23 protein-coding genes are annotated in these 25,038 nt (G+C 60.7%); 12 read left to right on the forward strand and 11 right to left on the reverse strand.

Annotated features, from left to right (window positions below; translation table 11 throughout):
- Positions 1 to 271 precede the first annotated feature (271 nt).
- The 7 genes from RTX98_RS00885 (at position 272) to RTX98_RS00915 (ending at position 6,473) form a co-directional block, all read left to right on the forward strand.
- Positions 272 to 796, forward strand: coding sequence for an Lrp/AsnC family transcriptional regulator (locus RTX98_RS00885; RefSeq protein WP_312793959.1), 525 nt, complete (start codon positions 272 to 274; stop codon positions 794 to 796).
- Between the two features lie 59 nt (positions 797 to 855).
- On the forward strand, positions 856 to 1,665 hold the full coding sequence (locus tag RTX98_RS00890) for an ABC transporter substrate-binding protein (RefSeq protein ID WP_312793960.1): 810 nt from the start codon (positions 856 to 858) through the stop codon (positions 1,663 to 1,665).
- Positions 1,666 to 1,729: 64 nt separating this feature from the next.
- Positions 1,730 to 2,398 carry an amino acid ABC transporter permease gene (locus RTX98_RS00895; protein ID WP_312793961.1) on the forward strand — a complete coding sequence of 223 codons (669 nt, stop codon included), beginning with the start codon at positions 1,730 to 1,732 and terminating at the stop codon, positions 2,396 to 2,398.
- 9 nt (positions 2,399 to 2,407) lie between these two features.
- Positions 2,408 to 3,070 (forward strand): amino acid ABC transporter permease, encoded by a 663-nt coding sequence (locus tag RTX98_RS00900; protein WP_312793962.1) that lies wholly within the window; start codon positions 2,408 to 2,410, stop codon positions 3,068 to 3,070.
- 50 nt (positions 3,071 to 3,120) lie between these two features.
- Entirely contained in the window at positions 3,121 to 3,852 is a 732-nt protein-coding gene (locus RTX98_RS00905; protein ID WP_312793963.1) for an amino acid ABC transporter ATP-binding protein, read from the forward strand.
- Positions 3,853 to 3,881: 29 nt separating this feature from the next.
- A complete protein-coding gene (locus RTX98_RS00910; RefSeq protein ID WP_312793964.1) occupies positions 3,882 to 5,159 on the forward strand; it encodes an FAD-binding oxidoreductase in 1,278 nt (425 codons plus the stop codon).
- Positions 5,160 to 5,165: 6 nt separating this feature from the next.
- On the forward strand, positions 5,166 to 6,473 hold the full coding sequence (locus tag RTX98_RS00915) for an FAD-dependent oxidoreductase (protein ID WP_312793965.1): 1,308 nt from the start codon (positions 5,166 to 5,168) through the stop codon (positions 6,471 to 6,473).
- 3 nt (positions 6,474 to 6,476) lie between these two features.
- Here the strand turns inward: RTX98_RS00915 and RTX98_RS00920 are convergent, their stop codons facing one another.
- The 7 genes from RTX98_RS00920 to RTX98_RS00950 form a co-directional block, all read right to left on the reverse strand.
- The gene (locus tag RTX98_RS00920; protein ID WP_312793966.1) at positions 6,477 to 7,319 is read right to left on the reverse strand and encodes an ABC transporter permease; all 843 of its coding nucleotides are present in this window, start codon (positions 7,317 to 7,319) and stop codon (positions 6,477 to 6,479) included.
- Positions 7,316 to 8,506 carry an ABC transporter substrate-binding protein gene (locus RTX98_RS00925; protein WP_312793967.1) on the reverse strand — a complete coding sequence of 397 codons (1,191 nt, stop codon included), beginning with the start codon at positions 8,504 to 8,506 and terminating at the stop codon, positions 7,316 to 7,318. The genes RTX98_RS00920 and RTX98_RS00925 overlap by 4 nt, the downstream gene beginning before the upstream one ends.
- An 11-nt stretch (positions 8,507 to 8,517) precedes the next feature.
- Positions 8,518 to 9,294: an ABC transporter ATP-binding protein gene (locus RTX98_RS00930; RefSeq protein WP_312793968.1), complete on the reverse strand. Its 777-nt coding sequence runs from the start codon at positions 9,292 to 9,294 to the stop codon at positions 8,518 to 8,520.
- Positions 9,294 to 10,373, reverse strand: coding sequence for an acyl-CoA dehydrogenase family protein (locus tag RTX98_RS00935; RefSeq protein WP_312793969.1), 1,080 nt, complete (start codon positions 10,371 to 10,373; stop codon positions 9,294 to 9,296). The genes RTX98_RS00930 and RTX98_RS00935 overlap by 1 nt, the downstream gene beginning before the upstream one ends.
- Before the next feature lie 4 nt (positions 10,374 to 10,377).
- Positions 10,378 to 10,947, reverse strand: a complete 570-nt coding sequence (locus tag RTX98_RS00940; RefSeq protein WP_312793970.1) for a carboxymuconolactone decarboxylase family protein — start codon at positions 10,945 to 10,947, stop codon at positions 10,378 to 10,380.
- A gap of 273 nt (positions 10,948 to 11,220) precedes the next feature.
- Positions 11,221 to 12,498 carry a glycerate kinase gene (locus RTX98_RS00945; RefSeq protein WP_312793971.1) on the reverse strand — a complete coding sequence of 426 codons (1,278 nt, stop codon included), beginning with the start codon at positions 12,496 to 12,498 and terminating at the stop codon, positions 11,221 to 11,223.
- Positions 12,495 to 13,433 carry a LysR family transcriptional regulator gene (locus tag RTX98_RS00950; RefSeq protein WP_312793972.1) on the reverse strand — a complete coding sequence of 313 codons (939 nt, stop codon included), beginning with the start codon at positions 13,431 to 13,433 and terminating at the stop codon, positions 12,495 to 12,497. The genes RTX98_RS00945 and RTX98_RS00950 overlap by 4 nt, the downstream gene beginning before the upstream one ends.
- Positions 13,434 to 13,562: 129 nt before the next feature.
- On the opposite strand from RTX98_RS00950, the gene RTX98_RS00955 reads away from it, so the two are divergent.
- The 3 genes from RTX98_RS00955 to RTX98_RS00965 all read left to right on the forward strand — a co-directional run bounded on the left by RTX98_RS00955 (position 13,563) and on the right by RTX98_RS00965 (position 19,054).
- Positions 13,563 to 14,354 carry an alpha/beta hydrolase gene (locus RTX98_RS00955; protein WP_312793973.1) on the forward strand — a complete coding sequence of 264 codons (792 nt, stop codon included), beginning with the start codon at positions 13,563 to 13,565 and terminating at the stop codon, positions 14,352 to 14,354.
- Positions 14,355 to 14,577: 223 nt separating this feature from the next.
- Entirely contained in the window at positions 14,578 to 15,759 is a 1,182-nt protein-coding gene (locus RTX98_RS00960; RefSeq protein WP_312793974.1) for an efflux RND transporter periplasmic adaptor subunit, read from the forward strand.
- Between the two features lie 112 nt (positions 15,760 to 15,871).
- A complete protein-coding gene (locus tag RTX98_RS00965; protein WP_312793975.1) occupies positions 15,872 to 19,054 on the forward strand; it encodes a multidrug efflux RND transporter permease subunit in 3,183 nt (1,060 codons plus the stop codon).
- Between the two features lie 22 nt (positions 19,055 to 19,076).
- On the opposite strand, the gene RTX98_RS00970 is transcribed toward RTX98_RS00965, so the two are convergent.
- A complete protein-coding gene (locus tag RTX98_RS00970; protein ID WP_312793976.1) occupies positions 19,077 to 19,868 on the reverse strand; it encodes a DUF72 domain-containing protein in 792 nt (263 codons plus the stop codon).
- A gap of 21 nt (positions 19,869 to 19,889) precedes the next feature.
- Positions 19,890 to 20,396: a hypothetical protein gene (locus RTX98_RS00975; RefSeq protein ID WP_416223040.1), complete on the reverse strand. Its 507-nt coding sequence runs from the start codon at positions 20,394 to 20,396 to the stop codon at positions 19,890 to 19,892.
- Between the two features lie 302 nt (positions 20,397 to 20,698).
- Between RTX98_RS00975 and RTX98_RS00980 the strand changes: the two genes are divergently transcribed.
- Complete coding sequence (locus RTX98_RS00980) at positions 20,699 to 22,015, forward strand: sodium:proton antiporter (RefSeq protein ID WP_312793979.1); 1,317 nt, start codon at positions 20,699 to 20,701, stop codon at positions 22,013 to 22,015.
- A 206-nt stretch (positions 22,016 to 22,221) separates the two neighbouring features.
- Positions 22,222 to 23,262 (forward strand): DNA polymerase IV, encoded by a 1,041-nt coding sequence (gene dinB, locus RTX98_RS00985; RefSeq protein ID WP_416223042.1) that lies wholly within the window; start codon positions 22,222 to 22,224, stop codon positions 23,260 to 23,262.
- Here the strand turns inward: dinB and RTX98_RS00990 are convergent.
- Together RTX98_RS00990 and RTX98_RS00995 are read right to left on the reverse strand one after the other, a co-directional pair.
- The gene (locus tag RTX98_RS00990) at positions 23,259 to 24,689 is read right to left on the reverse strand and encodes a deoxyribodipyrimidine photo-lyase (protein ID WP_312793981.1); all 1,431 of its coding nucleotides are present in this window, start codon (positions 24,687 to 24,689) and stop codon (positions 23,259 to 23,261) included. The genes dinB and RTX98_RS00990 overlap by 4 nt on opposite strands.
- The gene (locus RTX98_RS00995) at positions 24,686 to 24,877 is read right to left on the reverse strand and encodes a DUF2256 domain-containing protein (RefSeq protein WP_312794035.1); all 192 of its coding nucleotides are present in this window, start codon (positions 24,875 to 24,877) and stop codon (positions 24,686 to 24,688) included. Before RTX98_RS00995 ends, RTX98_RS00990 begins: the two co-directional genes overlap by 4 nt.
- Between the last annotated feature and the right edge of the window lie 161 nt (positions 24,878 to 25,038).

Below are 25,038 nucleotides of genomic sequence, written 5' to 3' on the forward strand. Positions count from 1 at the left end.
GCCGTCGTGCGCCTGCTGAATACATGTGATGACGGTCTGCATCCGGCCTCCTGCCGCAGCCGACACTCTCGCAATGAGATTAAGTTTAAGTTCCACATCAACCGGCGATTTTACCCTTCTGCCTTTTCAGCCGGTCGCGCAGGGTAGGAAGCACGTGAGCAATCGGAAAGAAAAAGTCGATTATTTTTGCCGCTTGGATAATCTACATTGACAAGATCTTTGTTTCGGAAAAAAATGCGAACCAGGAAGGTGTGGGGGGACATCCGGGTTTATGCGTGCAGCGCTCGACAAGATCGATCGAAAGCTCGTGAAGCTTCTTTCGAACGACGCTCGGGAAGGCGCCAACCAGGTTGCCGCACGGCTTGAACTCAGCCCGCCGACAGTTCGGGCACGATTGAAGTCGCTGATCGATCAGAACCTGCTGAAGATCGCCGGCTTGCTGAACATTGCAGAGCGTCCGGAACTCACCGTCGCCATCCTTGGAATTCATGCCTATGCGAACGGCCGTCTGGACGAGGTGGCCCGCAAGATGTCCGAACTGCCGTTCGTCACTTCGGTCAGCATCGTGACCGGACGCTATGACCTGATTTGCGAAGTCATGTTCGAGGGCGACATGGATGCACTCTACCGAGTGACCAGCGAGCTGCTGCCTGCGCTTGTGGAGCCGGGTGTTATCCGCGGCAGCGAGACCTTCGTCGTGATGAAGTCCCACAATAAGTGGCTCAACCTGCCGAAAGGCGTTTGGGAAATCAATTCAGCCGAGCAGTCTGCCGAAGAGACCGCCATGAAAGTCTGATCAGCCGGACATGCCGGGTGCTGGATACTAAGAAGTCTTAATGGGGAACAGGACACGAAATGACAGCCAAACTCACCAAACTCCTTCTTTCTGCTTCGCTCTTTGCATTGGCGGGAACGGCGGCAACGACCCATTCGGCGGAAGCCGGAACGCTAGACGACATCCTAGCGCGCGGCGAACTGCGCGTCGCAGTTCAGACGCAAGGTCCTCCTTACTCCTTCATGGATAAGGCCGGCGCGCGCACTGGAAGCGCCATCCAGCTCACCGAATTGATGGCCAAGGAAATGGGCGTCAAGGTGACGTATCTTGACTTCGACTGGGATGGTCTGATCCCGGCCCTGATGTCCGGCAAGGCCGACATTCTGGCTGCCGACATGACGGCCACGCTGACGCGCGCGACCAAGGTCGCCTTCACCAAGCCGTGGATTCACGTTGGCGCGGTCGCTTTCACAACGAGTGGCAGTGACTTCAAGAGCGTCGAAGACTGCAAGAAACCGGGTACCACAATCGCGGTCATTCTCGGCTCAACCGCTGAAAAGAGCGTGCCGAAGTTCTTTCCCGAGGGCGAGATGAAGTCGTTCAAGGGCGGCGGCACGGTTGTTCTCGATGCAGTGGCGTCGGGGCAGGCGCAGTGCGGCGTCAACGACAACACGGCTGTTGCAGCGCAGGTGCTGAACTATCCGGAAAACACCTTCACCGTGTTCCCAGATATGCTGACTGCCGAGCCGCTGGCCTATGCCGTGCGTTATGACTCGCAGGACCTGCTGACCTGGACCAACCTCTTCCTCGACACCGTCCAGCAGGATGGCCGCTTGAAGGAAAACCTGGACTACTGGGTCAACTCCAACAAGTGGCAGAACGATCACTAAAGTGGATCCACGGTGCGGGCATTCGTGCCCGCACCATTCGCTAGCAAACCCATCCAGGTGATCCATGCTGGGCAATCTGAACATTCGCGTCATAGCGGATTATTTCCCTGCGCTTTGGCAGGGCTTCCTGAACACGCTGATGTTGTCCGGTCTGGGTTTCGCGGGAGCGATGATCCTGGGGATCCTTGCCTGCGCGCTGACGATCCAGCCGCTGCGCTGGCTGCGCGCGCCGGCGATCGCCTATGTCGATTGCATTCGCGCGACACCGCTGCTGGCCCAGCTATATTTCCTGTATTTCGGATTGCCGCGCTTGGGCATCCTGCTGCCCGAGATCGTCATCGGCATCATCGCGCTGGCGCTGAATTCCGGTGCTTATGTCGCCGAGATCATCCGATCCGGCATTCTGGCGATCCCGCGCGGCCAGTTCGAAGCGTCTATGAGTTCCGGCTTCACTTATTTCCAGCGCATGCGCTTCATCATCCTGCCGCAGGCGATCCGACCGACGGTCTCGCCTTTGATCGGCCAGGCGATTGTGCTGGTGAAGGACTCTTCGCTTCTGTCGCTGATATCCGTGGTGGAACTGGCACGCGTCGGGCAGCAGATCGCGCTCGATCGCTTCATGCCGGTTGAGGGGTTAGCTGCGACTGCCGCAGGCTTCCTAATCATCTATTACCTGCTCAAGGCGCTTGCGGGTTTCTGGTCGCGGTTCGACCGCGTACCCGGCCGATCCTAGGAGGAGCGCATGTTCTGGTTCCATGTCGAACGCCTTCTGAACTACTGGCCCATCCTGTTAAAGGGACTGGGCATGACGATCTCGTTGTCGCTTCTGTCGCTTCTGGTCGGATGCGTGATCGGGCTGTTGTTCGGGATCATCAGGGCAGGGCGCATCCGCTGGCTGTCGGCGCTGACCGGTCTTTACATCGACCTGTTTCGCGGCACGCCGTTTCTTGTGCAGGTCTTTATCTGCTTCTTCATCCTGCCGACGGTCGGGATTGAGCTTTCCGCCTTTTCGGCCGGCGTCATCGCCTTGTCGAACCTCTCAGCCTGCTTCATCGGGGAGATCATTGCGTCTGGCATCAAGGCTGTCCCGAAGGGGCAGAGTGAAGCTGCGCTGTCTTCCGGGTTCCGGTACTCGCAGCAGCTGCGGCTGGTGATCTTGCCGCAGGCGTTGCGCATCGTCCGGCCCTCGCTGGTTGGGCAATTCATTCTGCTGGTGAAGGACTCGTCGGTGATCTCCGCCATCGGCATCATGGACCTGACCCGGTCCGGCTGGATGATCGTCCAGAACATACCGAATGGCCTGCTGGTCTTCGGGGTCGTCGGCATCGGCTACTTCATCATCTGCTATCCCATGATCTTCGTGGCGCGCCGCATGGAGCGCCGCCAGCAAACATCCGTCCTGTAGCCGTCGAAGCCGATGCCTGCAGAGACCCGCTTACTCGATTGGACGTGCCGATGATCCGATTCCAAGGCCTGAACAAATGGTTCGGCAGCGCCCTTCATGTACTGAAGGACATCAATCTCGACGTCGCCAAAGGCGAGGTCGTGGTGGTGTGCGGCCCCTCGGGATCCGGCAAGAGCACGCTGATCCGATGCGTGAATGGGCTTGAGCCGTTCCAGGGCGGCAAGCTGGTTGTCGACGACACCGATCTCGGTGCAAAGAACGCCGCCTTGCGCGAGTTGCGCATGGAAGTCGGCTTCGTGTTCCAGCAGTTCAACCTTTATCCGCACAAGACGGCGCTGGAAAACGTGACGCTGGCGCCCATCCATGTGCGCGGGCTTTCCAAGGCGGAAGCGGTCGAGCGAGGCAAGGCACTGTTGGCGAAAGTCGGACTTGCCGACCGCATGAACAACTATCCGAGCCAGCTTTCCGGCGGACAACAGCAGCGGGTGGCGATCGCGCGATCGCTTTGCATGCAGCCCAAGATCATGTTGTTCGACGAGCCGACATCGGCGCTTGATCCGGAAATGATCAACGAAGTGCTGGATGTCATGGTCAGCCTCGCCAAGGAAGGCATGACGATGATGGTCGTGACACATGAGATGGGGTTTGCGCGCAAGGTCGCGCATCGCGTCGTCTTCATGGATCAGGGAGCGATCGTGGAAAGCGGCGAGCCGGCGAGCTTCTTCGGCAATCCCACCCATGACCGCACGCGCGACTTCCTGAGCAAGGTCCTGCACCACTAGTGCCGTTGCACGATCGCACAGGTGAGGGGATGGCACAGAGGCAGGAGCGCTCGCCAGAAGGTCGTAAGCTTTCGGTCGCGATCATCGGGGCTGGTATCGTCGGCTGCGCGACGGCTCTGACGCTCTCCCGAGATGGCCACGCGGTTACGGTGTTCGATCCGAAGGAGCCTGGCGCTGGAACATCCTACGGCAATGCCGGCGCGATCGTCACGGGCTCGGTGACGCCGACGGCAACGCCGGCAGTGCTCCGCTCGCTGCCGAGCTACCTGTTCTCACGGACATCTTCTGCCGTGCTACGGCGACATCATGTGCTGAAGGCGCTTCCGTGGCTCCGGCGTTTCGTTCGCCACGGCACTCTGCCGGAGGTCGACCGAATCTCCGCAGCACTGTCGCCACTGGTGGCGGAAGCATTTGAAGCGCATCGTGACCTGGCGAGTGATGCGGGCGTATCCGACCTCTTGAGCCAAGAAGGCTGGCTAAAGGTCTACGCGTCCGAAAAAGAGTTCGAGGGATCAGCGCTTGAACGGCGGTTGATGCAGCGCGCAGGTGTCGTTCATGAGGTGCTGCACAAGGTGCAAGTCCTGGAACTCCAACCGACGCTCAATCCGGCTGCATGTTTCCGTGGGCTTTATCAGCCGAACGCCGGCAATGTGCGCTCGCCGCGATCGCTAGCGCAGGCTTACTTGAAGGCCGCTCGCTCCAGAGGTGCGCAGGTCGAGCCTGTTCAGGTCGATCGTCTGCATCAGCGGGACGATGGCTTAGCATTGGTGGCGGCCGGAACGACAAGGCCGTTCAATCGGGTGATTGTTGCCGCAGGTGCTTGGTCCGCAGGTTTCACCAAGCAAATCGGCGATCGTGTCTGCCTGGATACGGAGCGCGGCTATCATATCAGCTTCGGCCGTGGATCTGAGACGCTGCTGAACGGGCCTGTCGTGTTCCCGAGCCGGGAATTCGTTCTTTCGCCGATGCAGGACGGATTGCGCCTCGTCAGCGGTGATGAGCTGGCGGGGCTGACGGCTGCTCCCGATTACCGGCGCATCGAAGCGCTCTTGCCGCAGGCGCTCGAGGTTCTGCCGGCCTTGGCGGATTGGCAGGCGGGAAACCGGTGGATGGGGCATCGGCCTTCGACGCCGGACTCACTGCCGGTGCTCGGTCGCTCGGATAGCAACCCTCGCGTCATCTACGCCTTCGGTCATGGGCACCTCGGCGTAACCCTGTCGGCGGCAACGGGGCGGCTTGTTGCCGATCTCGTTGCCGATCAACCGCCCGCCATCGACCTCCATCCTTATCGTGCATCGAGATTTTGACCCGCCATGTCCAGCTTTCCAATCTCCATGAGCAACAAGGCGGCTTTCAACGGACCGCTGCCAGAGGCGGTTGATGTAACTGTCATCGGTGGCGGCATCATTGGCGTCATGACGGCATGGGCGCTGAAGAAGCGCGGTCTGTCGGTTCTCGTCTGCGAGAAGGGAAGGGTGGCGGGCGAACAGTCCAGTCGCAACTGGGGCTGGATTCGCCAACAAGGCCGTGACTACTCCGAGCTCCCGATCATGATGGATACGATCCGGCTGTGGAAGGACATGGACCCTAAGCTGCTTGAGCGTATCGGCTTCCAGCAGCGCGGCATCACCTATCTGGCACGCAACGAAAAGAAGCTGGCTGAATATGAGACGTGGCTCGCTGGTGCGCGAAGCTACGGTGCCGACACGCGCCTGCTGACGCGCCGCGAGACCGAAGCCATGTTGCCGAACAGCGCTGGCTGGATGGGCGCCATCATCACCCCCTCGGACGCCATGGCGGAGCCCTTTGTTGCCGTGCCGGCTTTGGCGCAGGCCGCCGTTGAAGACGGGGTCATCATTCGCGAGGGTTGCGCGGTGCGGTCGCTCGACAATGCGGCTGGGCACGTCGCCGGCGTGATAACCGAGGCAGGCCTGGTTCGGTGCGAGCGGGTTGTGGTTGCTGCAGGCGCCTGGAGCTCACTGTTCCTTGCCGCTCATGGCGTGCGGATACAGCAGCTCGGTGTGGTCTCCTCGGTGATCAGCACAGACGTATTGCCCGCCTTCTTCCCGGCTGCGGCGTGTGATGATCGGTTCGCGATCCGTCGCCGCGCGGACGGAGGCTATACGCTGACGCCGTGGTCGACGCATGACTTCTTCATCGGACCCGACGCGTTCCGCAATTTGTTCGCTTATCTGCCGCAACTGCGCGAGGATTTTGGGCGAACGCATTTCAAGCTGTTTGCGCCGAAGACCTATCCGGATGCCTGGAGCACACCGCGGACATGGAGGCCGGATCAACAGAGCCCCTTCGAACAGTGCCGGGTTCTCGACCCACAACCCAACCAGACTGAACTCGAAAAAATCCGCGGCTATTTCGCGGAAGCTCTCCCATCGATCGGCAAGCCGAAGATCAAGTCGACTTGGGCCGGCATGATCGATACGATGCCGGACGCGCTGCCCTTGGTGGATAAGGCGCCGATCGGCGGCCTGACCATCGCGACCGGCATGAGCGGACATGGCTTTGGCATTGGGCCGGGCATGGGGCAGGTCGTTGCCGACATGGTTCAAGAGCGTCCTGCCCGCTATGACCTGTCTGCCTTTGCGCTCAAGAAGGCGCGTTGATCGTCAGGCTTGTCCCGGTGCGAAACGGCGGACAAGGGCGCGAGCAAGGGAGTCGAGCGCAAAGCCGATTAAGCCGATGATCAGGATGGTTGCCATCAGCTCGGGATAGGCGAGGCGGTCGCGGGTATCGAGGATGAAGTAGCCGAGACCAGCCGACACGCCGAGCATTTCGCAGGGCACAAGAATGATCCAGGCGATCCCGATAGCAAGCCGCGCACCGGTGAGCACATGGCCGAGAATGCCGGGGATGACGATGCGCGATAGCGTTTCCCAGCGGGTGGCGGCGAGGCTGCGCGACAGAAGCAGCCATTGCGGATCAAGGGCGCGGACACCGGCGGCCGTGCTCAGCATGATCGGCCAGATGGTTGCGAAGGCGATCAGGAAGTAGATGGGGGCGTCGCCTACGCCAAACACCATGACGGCGACGGGCATCCATGACAGCGGCGAGATCATGCGCAAGAACTGGAAGGCCGGCGTGGTTGCGGCTTCAGCAAAGCGTGACGTGCCAACGAGGATGCCGATAGGCACACCGAGCGCAAGCGCGATCGCCAAGCCAACCAGCACGCGGCGTAAGCTGACCATGACATGCAGCGGCAGATCGGAGCCTTTCAGCAACTCGCCAAGCGCGGGCAGGGTAGCGGTCGGCGAGAAGCGCGCGGCGAAGCTGTCGGGTCGGGCAAGCACATCGGTGCCAAGCCACCACGCTGCCAACAAGACTACCAAGCCCAGCAAGCCAAGAACCAGACGGAGCGAGCGGTCGCGCAAGAGATTTGCGCGCGCGTTCAGCGCCGGCGCTGAGGGTGGCGCAAGGTCGTTGGCAGACAGGGGCTCGGACTGAACGCTCACGCTGCGATAATCTCTTCGCGGGTGTAATCGCCAGCGAGACCAAAAGCCTGAAGCCCGCCTGAGGCTTCGAGTGCTTGTTTGACGAAGCGATCATCGACGAGATCCTTGGCGGCGAATGCCGGATCGAGCGCATCGAGGAAGGCACGGTCACCTTCGATCATCGTGTCCTTCAAACGGCGCACCAGCTCTTCCGTGTAGCTCGGGAAGGGGTAGGGCTGGAAGTCGATGCGCTTTTCGCGCCAGTCCGGGTGACGGATCGCGCCGCTGTCGACGTAAGTCTGGATGGCGGCCTCTTCCGGCGCCAGGACACGCTTGAGAACCGGCGCTGCATGCGGGGTATAGCGGTTCGGATCGTCTTTCGACAGCAGCTGGGCGGTCTCGGCGCGGTTTTCGCGTGTCCAGAGCTGCGCCTTGACCATCGCGTTGACCACCTTCTGCGACCATTCGGGACGGTCGTTCAGGTCGGCTTCCTTCATGAAGACCACGCAGCAGGCATGGTCTTTCCAGACATCGCCGGTGAAGCGCAGAATCTTGCCGACATTGAGCGCTTCGCCCGCCGCGTTGAACGGTTCGGCCACGATGTAGCCGGCGATCGTGCCGGCTGCCAGCGCCGGCACCATGTCGGCGGGCGGCAGGATGACGAGGTTGACCTCGTCGGCGGCTGGCGTGCCCGTCTTCTTGGAGACCGGCGTCAGGCCGTTTTCGCGCAGAAGAGTTTGCAGAACCACATTGTGGATCGAATACCAGAAAGGGATGGCGACCGTCTTGCCGCCGAGATCCTTTACCGCGTTAATGTCCGGTGCGACGCTGAGACCGGAGCCGGCAGTGTGGTTCCAGGCCACGACCTTGGCCGGCGCTTTGCTGCCATAGCGCGCCCAGACCGTGATCGGCGACAGGAGATGCACGACGTTGACTTGGCCCGCGAGGAAGGCCTCCACGATCTGCGACCAGGAGCGGAACATCACGGGCTTCTCGGCCTTGAGGCCTTCGGCGTCGAAGAAGCCTTTGCCATGCGCGACGAGCAGGGGCGTGGCATCCGTGATCGGCAGATAGCCGATTCGAACGGGCGCATCCGGCTCTTGGGCGCGCGCTTCACCGGCACGCAGGAAGGGTAAGGCGCCTGAGGCCGTCAGCAAAGCAGACAGCTTAAGGAGGTCGCGTCGGGAAAAGAAATCGTCGGTCAGCATGAACCCTCCTGTCAGTGGTGGAGCCGCGCATTGCGGAGCGTGGAAAGAATATCGATACGCAGTCGGCCGAGTTCGGACACGGCATCATGGCGCGGTTTCGGAAGATCGATCGTCCATTGCCCGATCTCTCGACCGGGCGAGCCGCCGAGCAGGATGATGCGGTCGGACACAAGCAGCGCTTCGTCGATGTCGTGGGTTACGAGGACGGCTGACGTTCGAAGGTCACGCACGACCTTGAGCAGCAGATCCTGCATCTCGGCGCGGGTGATTTCGTCGAGGGCGCCGAAGGGTTCGTCGAGCAACAGCACTTCCGGCTTGCGAGCCAGACACCTGGCAAGTGCTGCGCGCTGCGCCATGCCGCCCGATAGCTCGGATGGTCGGCGTCGGCGGGCATGATCGAGACCGACTTCCGCGATGGCCGCGTCGATGCGGTTCTGGCGTTCCTCGCGCGACAGCTTCTGCTGGCGAGCAAAGTCGAGGCCGAAAGCGACGTTCTTTTCCAAATCGAGCCATGGGAGCAGGCCGGGGTTCTGGAAGTTCATTGCAAGGCGTGGATGAACGTCGGACAAGGCTTCGCCATCGATGCGGATGGTGCCGGAGGCAGGTGCCTGCAACCCGGCCAACACGCGCAGGAGGCTGGACTTGCCGACGCCGCTTGGCCCGAGAAGCGTGACCACCTCGCTCTTGCCGAGCGAAAAGTCGAAGTCCTTCAAGACGGGGGCGCTCTGCCCCGCATACTGGAGGGAAATGCCGTGTGCTTCCAGAACGGGTCCGGGGCCTGATGTCATCAGGCGGCGTTCCAGCGTTGTTGGAGAGCTGTACGAAGCTGGACGATGCTTGGCGTGATGATGGGGATGAAGGCGGCTTCGCGCCAGCGCCGGGCAAAAGCGCGGCCGGGTTCTTCCAGATAAGCGCGTCCGCCGGACGCTTGCAGCTCGAGCTGAACGGCTTGCGCGACGATGTCGGCAAGCTTGATGCGAAGCTCGAACAGTGGGGAGGCGTCTGTCACGAAGGCCTGGGAACGCAAACCGGCAGCAAGGCGCGCGTGGGCATCATCAAGCTGCCGCGATAGTTGCGCCAGCGGTTCACCGAGAACGCCCCGGCCGGCACCTGCGCACGCCTTTGCCTCGGTCAGCGCGCGCTTCGCCAAGCCAATCGACATGCCGCATTGCAGGCCGGCAAAGGCCGGGCGCGACTTCGGCAGCCATTCCCTTGCGTTGGTGCTGATGATGCGGTCATTGCTGATCCGCACATTGTTGATGGCCAGCGCCGCGGTGTTGGCCGATCGCATGCCCATCAAGGCAAGATCCTCGGTCCTGGTCAGGCCGGGATCGTCATGGGCGAAAGAAACAACAAGGACGCGGCCATCTTCATGATCCACCGCGCCAGCGACATGGAAGCCCTCTGGGCGCAAGTTCGTCACCCAAGGCATCTTGCCGTTGAGCGTGAGTGTATCCGAGCCAGTGGCCGAGATCTGCAGGGGTTCGAGGCCGCCGAGGAATTTCATGGCATTGGACAGGCCTGTAGCACCGGCGAGACGACCCGCTAGAAGGTTCGGCAGCAGGCGCTCGCGCAGACCCTGGTTCGAGCTATCGAGCAGGAACTGGATATAAGCGCGCTGGCTCCACAGCACGAAGGCTGAGGCCAGGGAATGCGATGCAACGTCCGCAATAGCGTTCACCGCATTGACGACATCACCGCCTGAACCGCCAAAAGCAGCCGGCACGCCGATCGCCGGATAGCCCGCCGCGGCGAGCTGCGGCAGGATGTTCGAAGCCGGTTCTTCGCCGCGATCGATCGCGTCGGCTGCCGTTTCGATCCAGTCTGAGAAGCGCTTGGTCTCGGCCGTGGTGCTGCTGCCCTGCATGATGCTACTCGGCTGCCTGGGCCGGGTTGGTCCATGCAAATTGCTGAAGCTGTTCGTTGAGCGGCGGCTGGCCGAGATTGTTCGCAAAGTTGCAGAGCGTGGCCAGGCTGACGCCAAGCACGACTTCGAGGGCTGCCTGATCATCGTAACCGGCTGACTTGAAGGTTTCCAACTCGGCATCGGCAACAGCGCCACGGCCGGCGATGACGGCCTCGGTGAAGCGGGCAACGGCATCGAGCTTCGCGTTTTCGATGGTGCCGCGGCTGCGCAGGGCTTCGACCGTGCCTGCATCAAGCCCGGCCTTCTTGGTGGCAACGGCGGTGTGGCCGGCGACGCAGAAGCCGCAGCCATGGATCGCAGCAGCGGTGATCTGCACGACCTCGCGCTCGGCCAGCGACAGGGAAGCACGGCCATTGATGCCGCCAAGCGTCAGATACGCTTCAAGCGCGGTCGGCGCATTGGCGAGCACGCGCAAGAGGTTGGGAAGAAAACCATTGGACGCCTCAGCCTTGGTGAGAAGCGGCTTGGCTTCTTCCGGTGCGTTTTTGATGGTGCGCAGTTCAAGCCTGGACATGGAACGGCCTTTCTAAACGGTGGTAGCGGCTGGTCCCGCACTGGGTTTGCGCGGGCTAGCAAGGGACGGGGGCTCTCTGTTCCACCGGGCTTAGCCAAGAGAGAGCCCAGAGGTTACGAACAAGACCCACTAAGTCTGGCAACAGCTATCTGAATGCAGTTGTTTTGTTGAGGAATGAAGTTCCAACGCCACCATTTCCTTGAGAATATTGTTCTCGAGCTGGGTTGTTAAACGCGCTCGGGATAACGGTCGGCAAAGAGCTCATTCTCCAGCTTACACGATGACAAGCGCCCGGAAATCATTGACGTTCGTGAGCGTAGGGCCGGTCTTTACGAGATCACCCAGCCGTTCGAAGAAGCTGTAGCTGTCATGGGCGGCAAGATAGGCTTTCGCGTCCAGGCCGGCCTGCGTTCCGCGCGCCAGCGTATCGGGTGTGATGATCGCGCCGGCGGCATCCTCGGTACCGTCGATCCCATCGGTGTCGCCTGCGATGCTCCAGATACCCTCTTGGCCGTCGAGAGCCACGGCGAGCCCCAGCAGGAACTCCGTGTTGCGGCCGCCACGACCGGCTGAGCCCGAGCCGATGGTGACTGTTGCTTCGCCACCGGACAGAATCACAGCCGGTCCTTTGATTGGTTGGCCCCTGTGCTTAGCCGAGCGCGCAATGCCGCCGAGCACAGTTCCCATCTCACGCGCTTCGCCTTCCAGCGCATCACCCAGGATCAAAGGGTGCAATCCTGCTTCTTCCGCAACAAGTGCTGCTGCGTCGAGAGCGAGGGCGGGCGCTGCGATGATGCGGACGTCGCCTGTGATGTCGCTGGGCTTGGGCGTTTCCACGTGCTCCATGAGAAACTGCTGTGCGCTTTGGGGGAGATCGATGCGGCGGCGTGCTATGATCTCGCGGACGGTCTCGATCGTGGAGACATCGGCGACGGTCGGGCCAGAGGCGATGTCCGAGGGATCGTCGCCGGGTACATCTGAAATGACCAGCGTGACGAGCTTCGCCGGCTGCGCAGCCAAGGCGAGACGTCCACCCTTCACGCGCGACAGGTGCTTTCGCACGGCGTTCATCTCGCGGATGGTCGCTCCACTGTGGAGCAAGGCCTTGTTCACGGCCTGCTTGTCGGCGAGCGACATGGCTCCGGCTGGGGCGACCAGAAGGGAGGACCCGCCGCCGGAAAACAGGGCAATCACAAGATCCTTGTCGGTCAAGCCCTGGACGGCTTTCTCCAAGGCGGGTCCTGCTTCCAGGCTCATGGCATCTGGAACCGGGTGAGCCGCTTCCAGGATGCGGATGCGGCCGGCGGGCACTGCATGTCCATAGCGGGTGACGACGACGCCCGACAGGTCTACATCGGGCCAAGCTGCATCAACCGCCGCCGCCATCGCCGCAGAAGCCTTGCCGGCGCCAATGACCACGCACCGGCCTTCCGGCTTCGCTGGAAGATTCTGCGCAACCGTCTTCAAGGGATCCGCGCTCGCAACAGCGGCGTCAAACATGCGCCGCAACAGATTGCGAACGCCATCGTCGCTCCAAATGGTCGCCGTCATTCTGCTGCCTCCCAGCGCGGCCTGCCTTGGTCAGGCTCCTTCAGCGCCTGCACGCGCTTGGCCAGCCAATCAACGAAGACGCGCACCTTGTTGCTGAGGTGGCGGGTCTGAGGGTACACGATGTAAAGAGGCAAGACCTCGCATTCCCAATCCGGGAGGATCTCCACGAGTTCTCCTCGTGCCACGGCGTCCTTCACCATGAAGCTGGCGGCTTGGCCCACACCGATGCCGGAGATTATGGCGTTGACGTAGGAGCGGGCATCGTTGACCGAGATCGCATAGCGCGGCGGGATTTCGATGACCTCGTCACCGCGGCAGAATTCCATGGATAAAACCCGACCGGCGGCGGCGTTGAGATAGCCCACCGCAAGGTGGCCTTCGGTCAGGTCGTTAGGATGTGTCGGCGCTCCATGTCTTTCGAGATAGAGCGGGGAGGCGAAGGTGCGCATCTTCAGTTCTCCAACCTTGCGCGCCACCAGCGATTGATCGGTCGGTGTGCCGCCGCGTAGCGCGCAGTCGACGTTCTCGGCAATGTAATCGACCAGCCGGTCGCCGACCCCGATATCGAGCTGTATCTGCGGATAGCTCATGTAGAAATCGCACAGGTTTGGGATCACGATGAGATCGGCAAAGGCGCCCGCCATCTCGACGCGCAATCGTCCTGATGGACCTGCGTGGGAATGCGACATCGAGCCATCGAGTTCATCGATCTCCGACAGGATCTGCAACGCACGCTCGTAATAGAGCGCGCCATCCGTGGTCACCATCACCCGGCGCGTCGTTCGGTTCAGAAGCGTCGTATGCAGATGCGCTTCAAGGCCCTGAACCATGTTGGTGACGGTGGTCTTCGGCATGTCCAGGGCGGCCGCTGCACGTGTGAAGTTCCCTGTCTCCACCACCCGGACAAACACCCGCATTGCTGATAGTTGGTCCATAGCCAGCCCAGATTATCCAACATTTTCGAATAGTGAAGCCAAAAATGATCGGCTTGTGATCTTTGAACGAGATAATAATATTCAACTCACAACAAGCAACCAGTTTTGCCAAGCGGCTTCGAGACGAACATGTCGGCGCAATCGAATAAAGACCAGATGAGCAAGGTGACTGCGTCGCCTGTGCCCATGCGGCTTTATGATGGAGCAAGGATCAGCAAGATCCCGCCCATCGTGCTTTATCTGCGCGGCCGGGCATTTCTCGACAGAGACCGCGGCGAGGTTGAACGGCCGATTGCCAAGGCGATGGCTGAAACAGGTGCCATCGTTCTAGAGGCGGACTATGGCACCATCTCGCGCAATGTCTTTCCGAAGGCGATGGAATGCGCGTTCCAGGCGCTGACCGACATCGCGGGTCGGCGCAAGGAGTTCGGCGCTAGCGTGAAGTCGCCCCTTTTCGTTGCCGGTGACGAAGCTGGCGGGAATGTCGCGGCGGGCGTGGCACTGAAGGCGCGCGATCTGCTGCCGGGCGAGTTGAAAGGGCAGATGCTCTTCTCTCCGATGGTCGATCCGCAGATGGCGACGGCGTCTTTTCGGACTGCTGATAGACTGGGTATGCGAGAAGCCTGGTCGGACGGATGGAGCCACTATATCGGTTCCTTCTTCCAGCATCCTTATGCGGCGCCATGCCTATGTTCACGGCTGGCGAAAGTGGCGCCGGCATTGGTCATCACGTCGGAAGACGATCCGCTGCACGACGAGGTGCTGAGCTACGCGGATCGGCTAAAGGCTAGTGATGTCGAGGTTTTCCAGCATGTGTTTGAAGCCAATTGCGGCTGGACGAGTCTTTATAAAGAAGGGACCGGCAAGTGGATCCCCTCGTTCTGCACTCAGTTTTCGCAGTTTATAAAAAGCGTCCACTAGAGAGATTTCAGTACCTAGTACAACAAACCTACAAGCCTTTTAGTGTGAGTATCAGCATATACTTGTAAATGTTATTATGATGGAAACCAGGTTCAGAGAAGACGTACGCGCTGGACATTTCTGAAGGGCGTAGCCGGGACCTAAGGGCCATTTTCTTTTTCAGCATACGCGTCGTGTCGGCGAATTGAACAAGCGGGCAATCGGAGTTGCCCAGGAGAATAAGATGTCATCGAAGATCAAGAACTGGGCCCTGTGGGGTGCCGGAATGAGCGTTGCTGCGCTGATTGCAGGCGCATCATTTTATCTCGATATGCCGAAGGCTGCGAATGCGGCGCCGGCCGCTGCCCAAGCGGCTCCCGCTGTGCCGGTCAAGGTCGCGACAGTCGAGTCGCGCAGTGTCATTACCTGGCAGGAATTTTCCGGGCGGCTTGAAGCGGTCGATCGCGTTCAGCTACGGCCGCGCGTTGCCGGAGAGATCCAGTCCGTCCACTTCCAGGAGGGTGGTCTGGTGAAGGCGGGTGATCTGCTGTTCAGCATCGACCCTGAGCCCTACAAGGCAGCCGTGGCTCAGGCGCAGGGTCTTGTTGCTTCAGCCGAAGCGAAGCTGGAACTCGCCAACACCGAACTGGAACGCGGCCGTACACTGGCTGCCAAGACGACCATCTCGCAGAGCGATCTGGCTCAGCGCCAAAGCACGCAGCGGGATGCAACCGCAGCTGTTCAATCGGCGCAAGCGGGCCTGAAGGTGGCCCAGCTTGACCTAGATTACACCGAGATTCGCGCGCCGATTTCCGGGCGAGCCGGCAAAATCGATGTTTCCGTCGGTAATTTGGTGGCCGGTGGTTCGGCATCCACGGCGCTGACGACGATCGTGTCGATCGACCCGATTTACGCCAGCTTCGATGTCAGCGAAGCCTTTGTTGCCAGCGTTCTCGCGGAACTGCCGGTCAATAATGGCGTCACGGAAATCGATCAGATTCCGGTCGAGGTGACGACCCTGGCCGCCAATGCACGGCCGGTACGAGGCACGCTGCAGTTCGTCGACAATCAGGTCAACGCGACCAGCGGCACGATCCGTGTTCGCGCCGAGTTCGGCAATCCTGATGGTCGGTTGATCGCCGGGCAGTTTGTGCGGGTCCGCATGGGCCAGCCAAAGGCCGAAGATCGTTTGATGATCAGCGAGCGCGCGATCGGCACCGATCAGGACAAGAAGTTCGTCCTCGCGGTCAACGAGGCCAACACGGTCGACTATCGCCCCGTTGAGCTCGGCACGACCGTTGATGGCATGCGCATCGTCGAGAACGGCCTCAATCAGGGTGACCGGATCGTCGTCAGCGGGCTCCAGCATATTCGCCCCGGCGCCGTTGTTGCACCCGAAGTTGAAGGCCAGGTAGCGGCCAAATAATCGGTCGATGCCGCCTGCGCATGTTTAGTTAGCCTGGAACTGGATGCTCGCAGTCATCAAACTGCGGGCGACGACCAGCATTATCTGTTCGACCCGTAGAGGTAGGTTCACAATGAACATTTCCCGGTTTTTTGTCGACCGGCCGGTGTTTGCCGCCGTGTTGTCGGTTTTGATCGTGGTGGCGGGCCTTTTGGGCATGCGGTCGCTTCCGATTTCTGAATATCCTGAAGTCGTTCCGCCATCTGTGGTGGTGCGCGCGACCTATCCGGGCGCGAACCCGACCGTCATTGCCGAAACGGTGGCGACGCCGCTCGAAGAGCAGATCAACGGCGTCGAGGACATGCTTTACATGTCAAGTCAGGCGACATCGGATGGCGTGCTGACGCTGACCGTTACCTTCAAGCTCGGCACCGATCCGGACAAGGCGCAGCAGCTGGTGCAAAACCGCGTTTCGCAGGCGGAGCCGAGGCTTCCGTCGGAAGTGCGCTCGCTCGGCATCACGACCGTGAAAAGCTCGCCGGACTTCATCATGGTGGTCAATCTCGTTTCCACCGGCGATCGCTATGACCTGACTTACCTCAGAAACTACGCGACCTTGAACGTGAAGGACCGTCTGGCGCGCATCGAGGGCGTCGGCCAAGTCCAGGTGTTCGGTGCTGGCGATTACTCCATGCGCATCTGGATCGATCCCCAGAAGGCGGCGGAACATTCACTGGCCGCGAGCGACATCACCAATGCCATCCGCGGACAGAACGTCCAGGCGGCAGCGGGCATCATCGGCGCGTCGCCAAGCCTGCCGGATGTGGGCTTGCAGCTCAACGTGAACGCGCAAGGCCGTCTGCAAACGCCGGAAGAGTTCGGCAACATCATCGTCAAGACCAATGAGGATGGCGCGATCACGCGGCTGCGTGATGTCGCCCGTATCGAGCTTGGCGCTGCCGATTACACGCTGCGCTCGCTGCTCGACGGCAAGCCGGCCGTGGCGATCCCCGTGCTTCAGGCGCCCGGCTCGAACTCGATCGAGATCGCGGACAATGTTCGTGCCACGATGGACGAGTTGCAGAAGGCGATGCCAGAAGGTGTGAAATACGAGATCGTCTACGACACCACCGAATTCGTCCGCGCATCGATTGAGAAGGTCGTTGATACCCTGCTCGAAGCCGTGGCGCTGGTCGTGATCGTCGTCATCGTCTTCCTGCAGACTTGGCGCGCTTCGATCATTCCGCTGCTGGCCGTTCCGATCTCAATCATCGGCACCTTTGCCGTGATGTATATGTTCGGCTTCTCGGTCAACGCGTTGACTTTGTTCGGCCTGGTGCTTGCCATCGGTATCGTCGTCGATGACGCGATCGTCGTGGTTGAAAACGTCGAGCGCAATATCGAGAACGGTTTAGCCCCGCGCGAAGCGACCTATCGCGCGATGAAGGAAGTGTCAGGCCCGATCATCGCGATCGCGCTGGTTCTGGTGGCGGTGTTCGTGCCGCTCGCCTTCATCTCCGGCCTATCGGGACAGTTCTACCGGCAGTTCGCGCTGACGATTGCAATCTCCACTGTGATCTCGGCGGTTAATTCGCTGACGCTTTCGCCGGCGCTCGCGGCCTTGCTCCTGAAGGGACATCACGCTCCGAAGGATCGTTTGACGCGCGCGATGGACTTTGTGTTCGGCTGGTTCTTCCGTGGTTTCAACCGCGTCTTTGGCGCGGCGTCGAACGGCTACAGCCGCACAGTGGGCGGGCTGTTGTCGCGCAAGAGCCTCGTCATGATCATTTATCTGGCGCTGGTCGGGCTGACCTACAGCATGTTCAATGCCGTGCCGGGTGGCTTCGTGCCGAGCCAGGACAAGCAGTATCTCGTGGGCTTTGCTCAGCTGCCGGATGGCGCGACGCTCGACCGAACCGAGAGCGTCGTCAAGCAGATGAGCGACATTGCGCTTCAGCAGCCCGGCGTCAAACATGCCATCGCCTTCCCCGGCCTCAACATCAACGGTTTCACCAATGGCTCGAATGCCGGCGTAGTGTTTGCCGTGCTAGACGAGTTCGAGAACCGCAAGACGCCGGAACTGTCAGGCGACGGCATCGCCATGGCGCTGAATGGCAAATTTGCCGGCATACAAGATGCCTTTATCGCGATCTTCTCGCCGCCGCCGGTCAACGGCCTCGGCACTACCGGTGGCTTCAAGCTGCAGATAGAGGACCGTTCGGGCTTCGGCTACCAAACGCTGGATGAAGCCACAAAGGCGGTGATCGGCAAGGCGTACCAGACACCGGAACTCGCCGGCATCTTTTCGAGCTACCAGATCAACGTGCCGCAGCTTTATGCCGATCTCGATCGCGCCAAGGCCGAGCAGCTCGGCGTGTCGGTGACGGATGTGTTCGAAACGCTGCAGATCTACCTCGGCTCGCTCTACGTTAACGACTTCAACGCCTTCGGGCGCACCTATAGCGTGCGGGTTCAGGCGGATGCCGCGTTCCGTGCAAAGGCGGATGACATCGGCAACCTGAAGGTTCGGTCGCATTCCGGCCAGATGATCCCGCTGTCGGCACTGCTGAAGGTGGATGAGACCGCCGGGCCAGAGCGCACCACGCGCTACAACGGCTTCCTTTCGGCCGATATCAACGGCGCGCCGGCACCGGGCTTTTCATCCGGCCAGGCGCAGGCGGCGATGGAGAAGATCCTGGACGAGACCCTGCCGTCCGGCGTGGACTACGAGTGGACGGACCTGACCTACCAGCAGATCCTCGCAGGCAATTCCAGCATTATCGTCTTCCCGTTGGCTCTTCTGCTCGTCTATCTTGTGCTCGCCGCACAGTATGAAAGCCTCACGCTGCCGCTCGCGATCATCATGATCGTTCCGATGGGCGTCTTGGCGGCGCTGACCGGCGTGTGGCTGACCGGCGGCGACAACAACATCTTCACTCAAATTGGCTTGGTGGTGCTGGTGGGACTGTCGGCGAAGAACGCGATCCTGATCGTGGAATTTGCCCGAGAGCTGGAGTTCGAGGGCCGGAAGCCACTGGAAGCGGCGATCGAGGCCAGCCGGTTGCGATTGCGCCCGATCCTGATGACGTCGATGGCCTTCATCATGGGCGTGGTGCCGCTGGTTGTCTCGACGGGTCCTGGTGCCGAGATGCGCTCGGCCATGGGTATCGCAGTGTTTGCCGGCATGATCGGCGTGACCTTCTTCGGCATTTTCATGACGCCGGTCTTCTACATGCTGGCCCGTCTGCTGACCGGAGCAAAGCCTTTGCGCCAGCATGCTGGGGAAACGGAGCCTCTGCTGGTACCTGCGGAGTAGCCAGCATCCACTCAAGCCGCGCTCATCCTTGTTCGGCAAGACCGGCAAGGGTGAGCGCGTTGCTCGTGGCGGCAGCCGAGGCGGTGTTGTCAAAGATGCACCAGGTTTCGGCACCCGCAGTCGTTGCCTCGACCAAGGTATCGAACATGCGCGCCAGCATCTGGTCATCGTAGGAGGAACGATAGATGACCGGCGAGCCATGCAGCCGGTAATATCGCAAGCCTGACCAGCCGCCGGGTTCATCGGCCTGTGCGACTGGAGCCGGATCAGCGGCGACGCGTGCGATTCTGTGGTCGACCAGAAGATCAGTCGCGGCTGGCGTGAACCAGCTGGCGTGGCGCGGCTCACAGGCGATTGGGCATTGAACTGCGGTTGATAGCCTGTCGAAAAGCGTGTTCGCAGCCACGCTGTCGAACGCGTGCCTCGGAGGGAACTGGATGAGCAGCACGCCGAGTCTCTCGCCCAGGCCACGCACCTCCTCGGAGAAGCGGGCGATCAGCGCTTCCTGATCCTCGTTTGATGCCGCATGCGAGATCGATTTTGGCAGCTTGACTGAGAAACGAAAGTCCTCCGGCACGCTGGCAGCCCAGCGCTCGTAGGTCGCCCGCCGATGAGGACGATAAAAGGATGAGTTGATCTCCGCCGCACCCAAACGCGCCGCATAGCGTTGCAGGTGGGTGCCCTCAGATGGGAACTGGTCTGAAACGGCGTTCGGCACCGACCATCCGGCCGTACCGATCCGCAGGGGAGCGGATGACTGGCCTGCAACTTCGCCGGTCGGCAAGATGGGTGGAGCGGCTGCTTCCTCGATCAATGCACTTTCCCATTCGCTGCCTCAGCGTAGCAGCCCGTCCAGTTCGAACGCATCCCAGCCGCTCAGCGGCAGATCGAGTGCGTCGCCTCTTTGTGCATCCGGAGCGGGCTGGTTGTTCTTTCCCGCGCGCGTTCGCGCTGCCTTTCCCGCCGTACGACGCCGGTTTTCGGCAGCGGCTTGGGCATCATCCTCACGCCAAAGGGAAGGCAGGTCGCGATCAAGCACGTCTTCGATGTGGCGGGGATCGAAGACGTGGAAGGTGACGGCCTTCGCCCGCCCACGAAGCTTGACAGTTCGCGTGCCTGCGCTCTTCAAGCGTCCGTCCTTCAGCCAGCGGTGACGCTCGGCCTGAGAGATCGTCAGGATGTCCTCGACCTCGCGCGGGATGACGGGCAGGGCTTCGATCCCATCGAGCGTCTTCGACACAAGAGCCGATAAGGCTTTGAACGCGGTGTTTTCACCTTCCGCCATTCGCAAGACGAGTGCGCCGAACTCGACATCGAGAGACTTTCTCGCCGGGAACGGCATGCGCGCTCTAACCTCGAGCAAAATGCCTTTTGCACGAACGGAAGATCCAAGCGTTGCTGCGGGTGTGAGGGTCCATTGCTCCACCAGCTTCAGAGGCGCAGTCGTTTTCGGTTTTGATGCCATGGGAAGGTAAATAAGTCGGCGGCCAGCAGAGTTCCAACTACGGTATGAACGGCAGCTAAGCCTTCAGCACGCGGGCGCTTTTTTCCTGCTCATAATGGCCATAACAAGCGGCTGTATCTTAGCCTGCACATCGTTGAAGTGGTTGCGGGATCAAATCTTCATCCACTTCGTTGGGCCGCATGACCTTCCCCTTTAACGTCTCGCCTGATCCTTACATCCTTCTCCTGATCGGTTCCGGCTTCTTAATCGCCTTGGTGGCTTGGCTGCCATTGGTGCTCCGGAGGCTGCCGCTTTCCTTGCCTATTGTCTGCATCGGCTTGGGCGCGCTGATCTTTGCGATCCCCGGCGTCTCGTTTGATCCGCTTCCCGTCAATCATCCGGAGTTCACGGAGCGGTTTTCCGAGTTCGTGGTCATCATTGCCTTGATGGGCGCGGGGTTGAAGATCGACCGGATCTTCGGTTTCCGCGACTGGTCCGTCGCGTGGCGGCTGATCGGCATCACCATGCCGCTTTGTATCGGCGCAATCACGCTCATTGCGGGATGGTGGGTCGGCCTTTCGTGGACGATTGCGCTTCTGATCGGAGCTGCACTCGCACCCACCGATCCGGTATTGGCAGCCGATGTCCAGGTCGGTCCGCCGAAGTCGGGCGAAGAGGACGAGGTTCGCTTCGGCTTGACCTCAGAAGCAGGACTGAACGACGGCTTCGCCTTTCCCTTTGTTCATCTGGCCATCGCGCTCGCCCTGGCGGCATCGACCGGCGAACCGTGGTTCACGAAGTGGCTCACTTACAATGTGTTGTGGGAGATTGGGGCCGGCGTCGTGGCCGGATATGCCATTGGCAAAGCCTTCGGCTGGCTCACCTTTCATGTGCCGGCCGAGTCCAAGCTGGCTAAAACTGGTGATGGCCTGATCGCGCTTTCGGCGACCTTTGTTTCTTATGGGCTGACAGAGCTCATTCATTGTTATGGCTTCCTAGCCGTGTTCGTCACAGCTTTGACCTTCCGCCATTCCCATCGCGATCATGAATTCCAACTCGACATGCACCAGCTGACCGAGCAGATCGAGCGTATCGCGATGATGGTGCTGCTGCTGCTATTCGGTGGCGCGCTGACCAGCGGATTGCTCGCGCCACTCACCTGGATCGACGTGGTTGCTGTTCTCGCGATCCTCTTGGTTGTGCGCCCGGTTACCGGGCTCATCGGCCTGCTTGGGCACCAAACCGACTGGACGGAACGGATGACGCTGGCCTTCTTCGGCATTCGCGGTGTAGGTTCGGTGTATTATCTGGCTTACGGCCTCAATCAGATGGAGGGAGTGGAAGGCGCTGAGCGTCTGTGGGCATTTGTCGGTTTGGTGATCCTGGTGTCGATCCTCATGCATGGTCTGACGGTGACGCCGATCATGCGCCTACTTGACCGACACCATGGCAGAGACCCCGATGCCGACGAAGCCACACCGCCGCCCGGGCTGCAAGGACCGGCTTCGGCGTTGTGATTTAGCGTTGGACAGAACGCGGAGATTTGGAGCTCAGACGACTTTGCAAAGGCGCTAGTGGCTGCTATGTTCACGGAGTGTTCCAGGTAGATCGCGCGACGAATACGACCATTTCGATGATGCACAATCGATCGATTCTGGCCGAAAAGGCGGCTGACAACACGAGTGTGGAAGAGCCGCGCATCCGCAAGATCATCCATGTCGACATGGACGCCTTTTACGCGTCTGTCGAGCAGCGCGATAATCCCGAACTCAGAGGCAAGCCTGTGGCGGTTGGCGGCTCGGCGGCGCGGGGCGTGGTGGCCGCAGCGAGCTACGAGGCCCGCGTGTTTGGGGTACGCTCGGCACTCCCTTCAGTAACGGCCAGGCGTCTGTGCCCGGACCTCATCTTCGTCAAGCCACGGTTCGAAGTCTATCGCTCCGTGTCAAACCAGATCCGCGAGATCTTTGCGGAGCATACCGACCTGATCGAACCGCTTTCGCTGGATGAAGCCTATCTCGACGTGACCGAGAACAAGAACGGCATCGGCGTTGCCACCGAGATCGCCGCCTTGATCCGCGCACGCATCAAGGATGTGACCGGGCTGAACGCATCAGCTGGCATTTCCTATTGCAAGTTCTTGGCGAAGACGGCGAGCGATCTCAACAAGCCCAACGGGCAGGCCGTCATCACACCTCGTCTGGGACCGGACTTCGTGGCGTCGCTGGCGATCAAGAAGTTCCATGGGATCGGTCCCGCTACGGCTGCCAAGATGCAGCGGCTTGGCATCGAAACCGGGGCTGATCTGCGCGAAAGATCGCTCGCCTTCCTCCAGCAAAATTTCGGCAAATCTGGGCATTGGTACTACCGCATTGCGCGCGGCATCGACGAACGCGCGGTGCAGCCGGACAGGCAGCGTAAGTCGATCGGCGCGGAAGATACCTTCGCTGCCGACATCTTCGACTTCGACCTTGCGCGTCAGGAACTCGTGCCGCTCGCTGACAAAGTGTGGAAGCACTCCCTGACCAAACAGCTGCGCGGTCGAACGGTGACCTTGAAGGTGAAATATGCCGACTTCCAGCAGATCACCCGTAGCCGCACCTTGCCGGATTGTGTCGCCGGGTTGAACGACATGACGGATGTCGCGGGATCGATGCTGGCAGCTTTGTTTCCCGTCAGCAAGGGCATCCGTCTGCTCGGCGTGACCCTTTCGTCCCTGGAGGGTGTCGACGGTGAGGGCGAGCAGCAGCAACTGGCGCTTTTCTAGAGCAGCCGAGGCTCTTCCTCTTCCTGTGCTGGTTGAGAGCTCCCGTCTTCCAACGCACAAAGCCGCTCGACATCCTGCTGATAGGCTTTCAGGTTGATCTTACGCAGCGAGTTTTCGTTCTGGTATCGCACCGTGCCAAAGACCGGGCGCTTGACCCACGGACGGTCGTGCAGGCCATAAATCCAGGCGACATTGGTGAAGGAGTTGGGGTCGCGGCCATCGAGAAAGAAGCGGTTGTTGAGCCGCAAGGTTCGGTCAAACCCGTCCTCAGGTGTTCTTGACCATTCTAGGATCTTCTTGCCCCAATACATGCGCAGGTGATTGTGCATGTAGCCGGTTTCCCGCATCTCCTTCATGGCGCTGTTCCAGCCATCATCATGCGTTTCGCCCCTGGCAAGCTGATCGTCGGTGTAGAAATGCGGACGCGCATCTCCTGCTCGTTCCGCCAGCGTCTGGCGTGCCCATTCCGGCACCGCATCCTCGTAGGAGTCATACTTGGCCGTATAGAAGACGTGGTTCATTGCGAGTTCGCGCCGAACAACCACTTCTTCCACGAAGGCCGCCTTGTCTTCCCTGCTAGCCTTGGCAGCCCGGGCCGCAAGCACGATCTCGACAGGCGAAATCTGGCCGAAATGCAGGTAGGGGCTCATATGGGAGGCAGCGCCCGCTTCCGGCTTGCCGCGGTTGTCTCCATAATGCTCGAACGGACCTGACAGAAAGGCTTTAAGCCGCCGTCGCGCTTCGGTTTCGCCTCCCTTGAAGCGCTTGACGGGACCGACAGTTCGATCGAGCGTCATGGAAGCGAGAACGGCTTCAGAATCGGATATGTCGATCTCGCTTGTTAGCCCGAGCTCTTGGGCAGGATGTTTCACCTTGCGCGAACGTAAGGGGCTGAGGAAGTCTTCGAGTTTGTTTGCGATCTTAGGGCGCAACGTGCGCGCACCGAATTCGTGACGCGAAGACGCAATCTCCACAGGCACGGCAACGTCGCCTTCCACCTGTACGATGCTCGTCTGCACGTCCTTGCAGATTTCCGCGTACCATTCTCTCTGGATGCCGAGATAACCCCGGTCGAGCACAAGAAGCGCCGCTTCCTCGGCGAGGTCGATCGCGATCCGGGCCGGCGAGCATTTGCGGATCACAAAGCCGATCTCGCGTTTCGCTAGACCGCGCGCAGCGTCGCTCAGTCCCTGCAGCAGAAAAGCGTAGTGGCGGGCATTGGCTTCCGGAAAGCCGTTGGAACCATCGAGTAGGCCAAAGCATGCAACAACTGGAAGGCCCCTTTGGTTGGCTTCCTCGATCGCCAATTCCAGCGCAGGGTTGTTATAGGCCCGGTTCGCTTGCTGGAGCAGGTAAAGAACGTAGCGTCCCTTAGTGTCCTCCGGCCCTTCCTTGAGCACCCGGATGCGGCGCGGATCGATTGTCATGCGTGATCCCTGGTGGATGAGGCGCCGTTGTCAGCGCGTCGCTCCTGTGCTGCCTGCGTGCGGCAGCGGTCGGAGCAGTAAAGAACGTCGTCCCAGCTGCGCGCCCACGCCTTGCGCCAAACCATAGGCCGAGAGCAATGGCGGCAGGGTTTGGACGGCAGGTCAGCTTTGGCGCGCATCTTCGGCATGGCAGGCAAGATATGCTGCGGTGTGACGCGGGCAAGCTTGCCGCCGGAAACTTGCTTGATGAATGCTGACACATCTCAGTCGGATCGTGCCGCGCGCCCAACCAAGTGCTCCTTATCGTTCTTGCTCGCCGGGAACATGATCGTCATATTCTTAGTCCGGC

This window comes from Tianweitania sp., assembly GCF_032053605.1.
Lineage (GTDB): Bacteria > Pseudomonadota > Alphaproteobacteria > Rhizobiales > Rhizobiaceae > Tianweitania.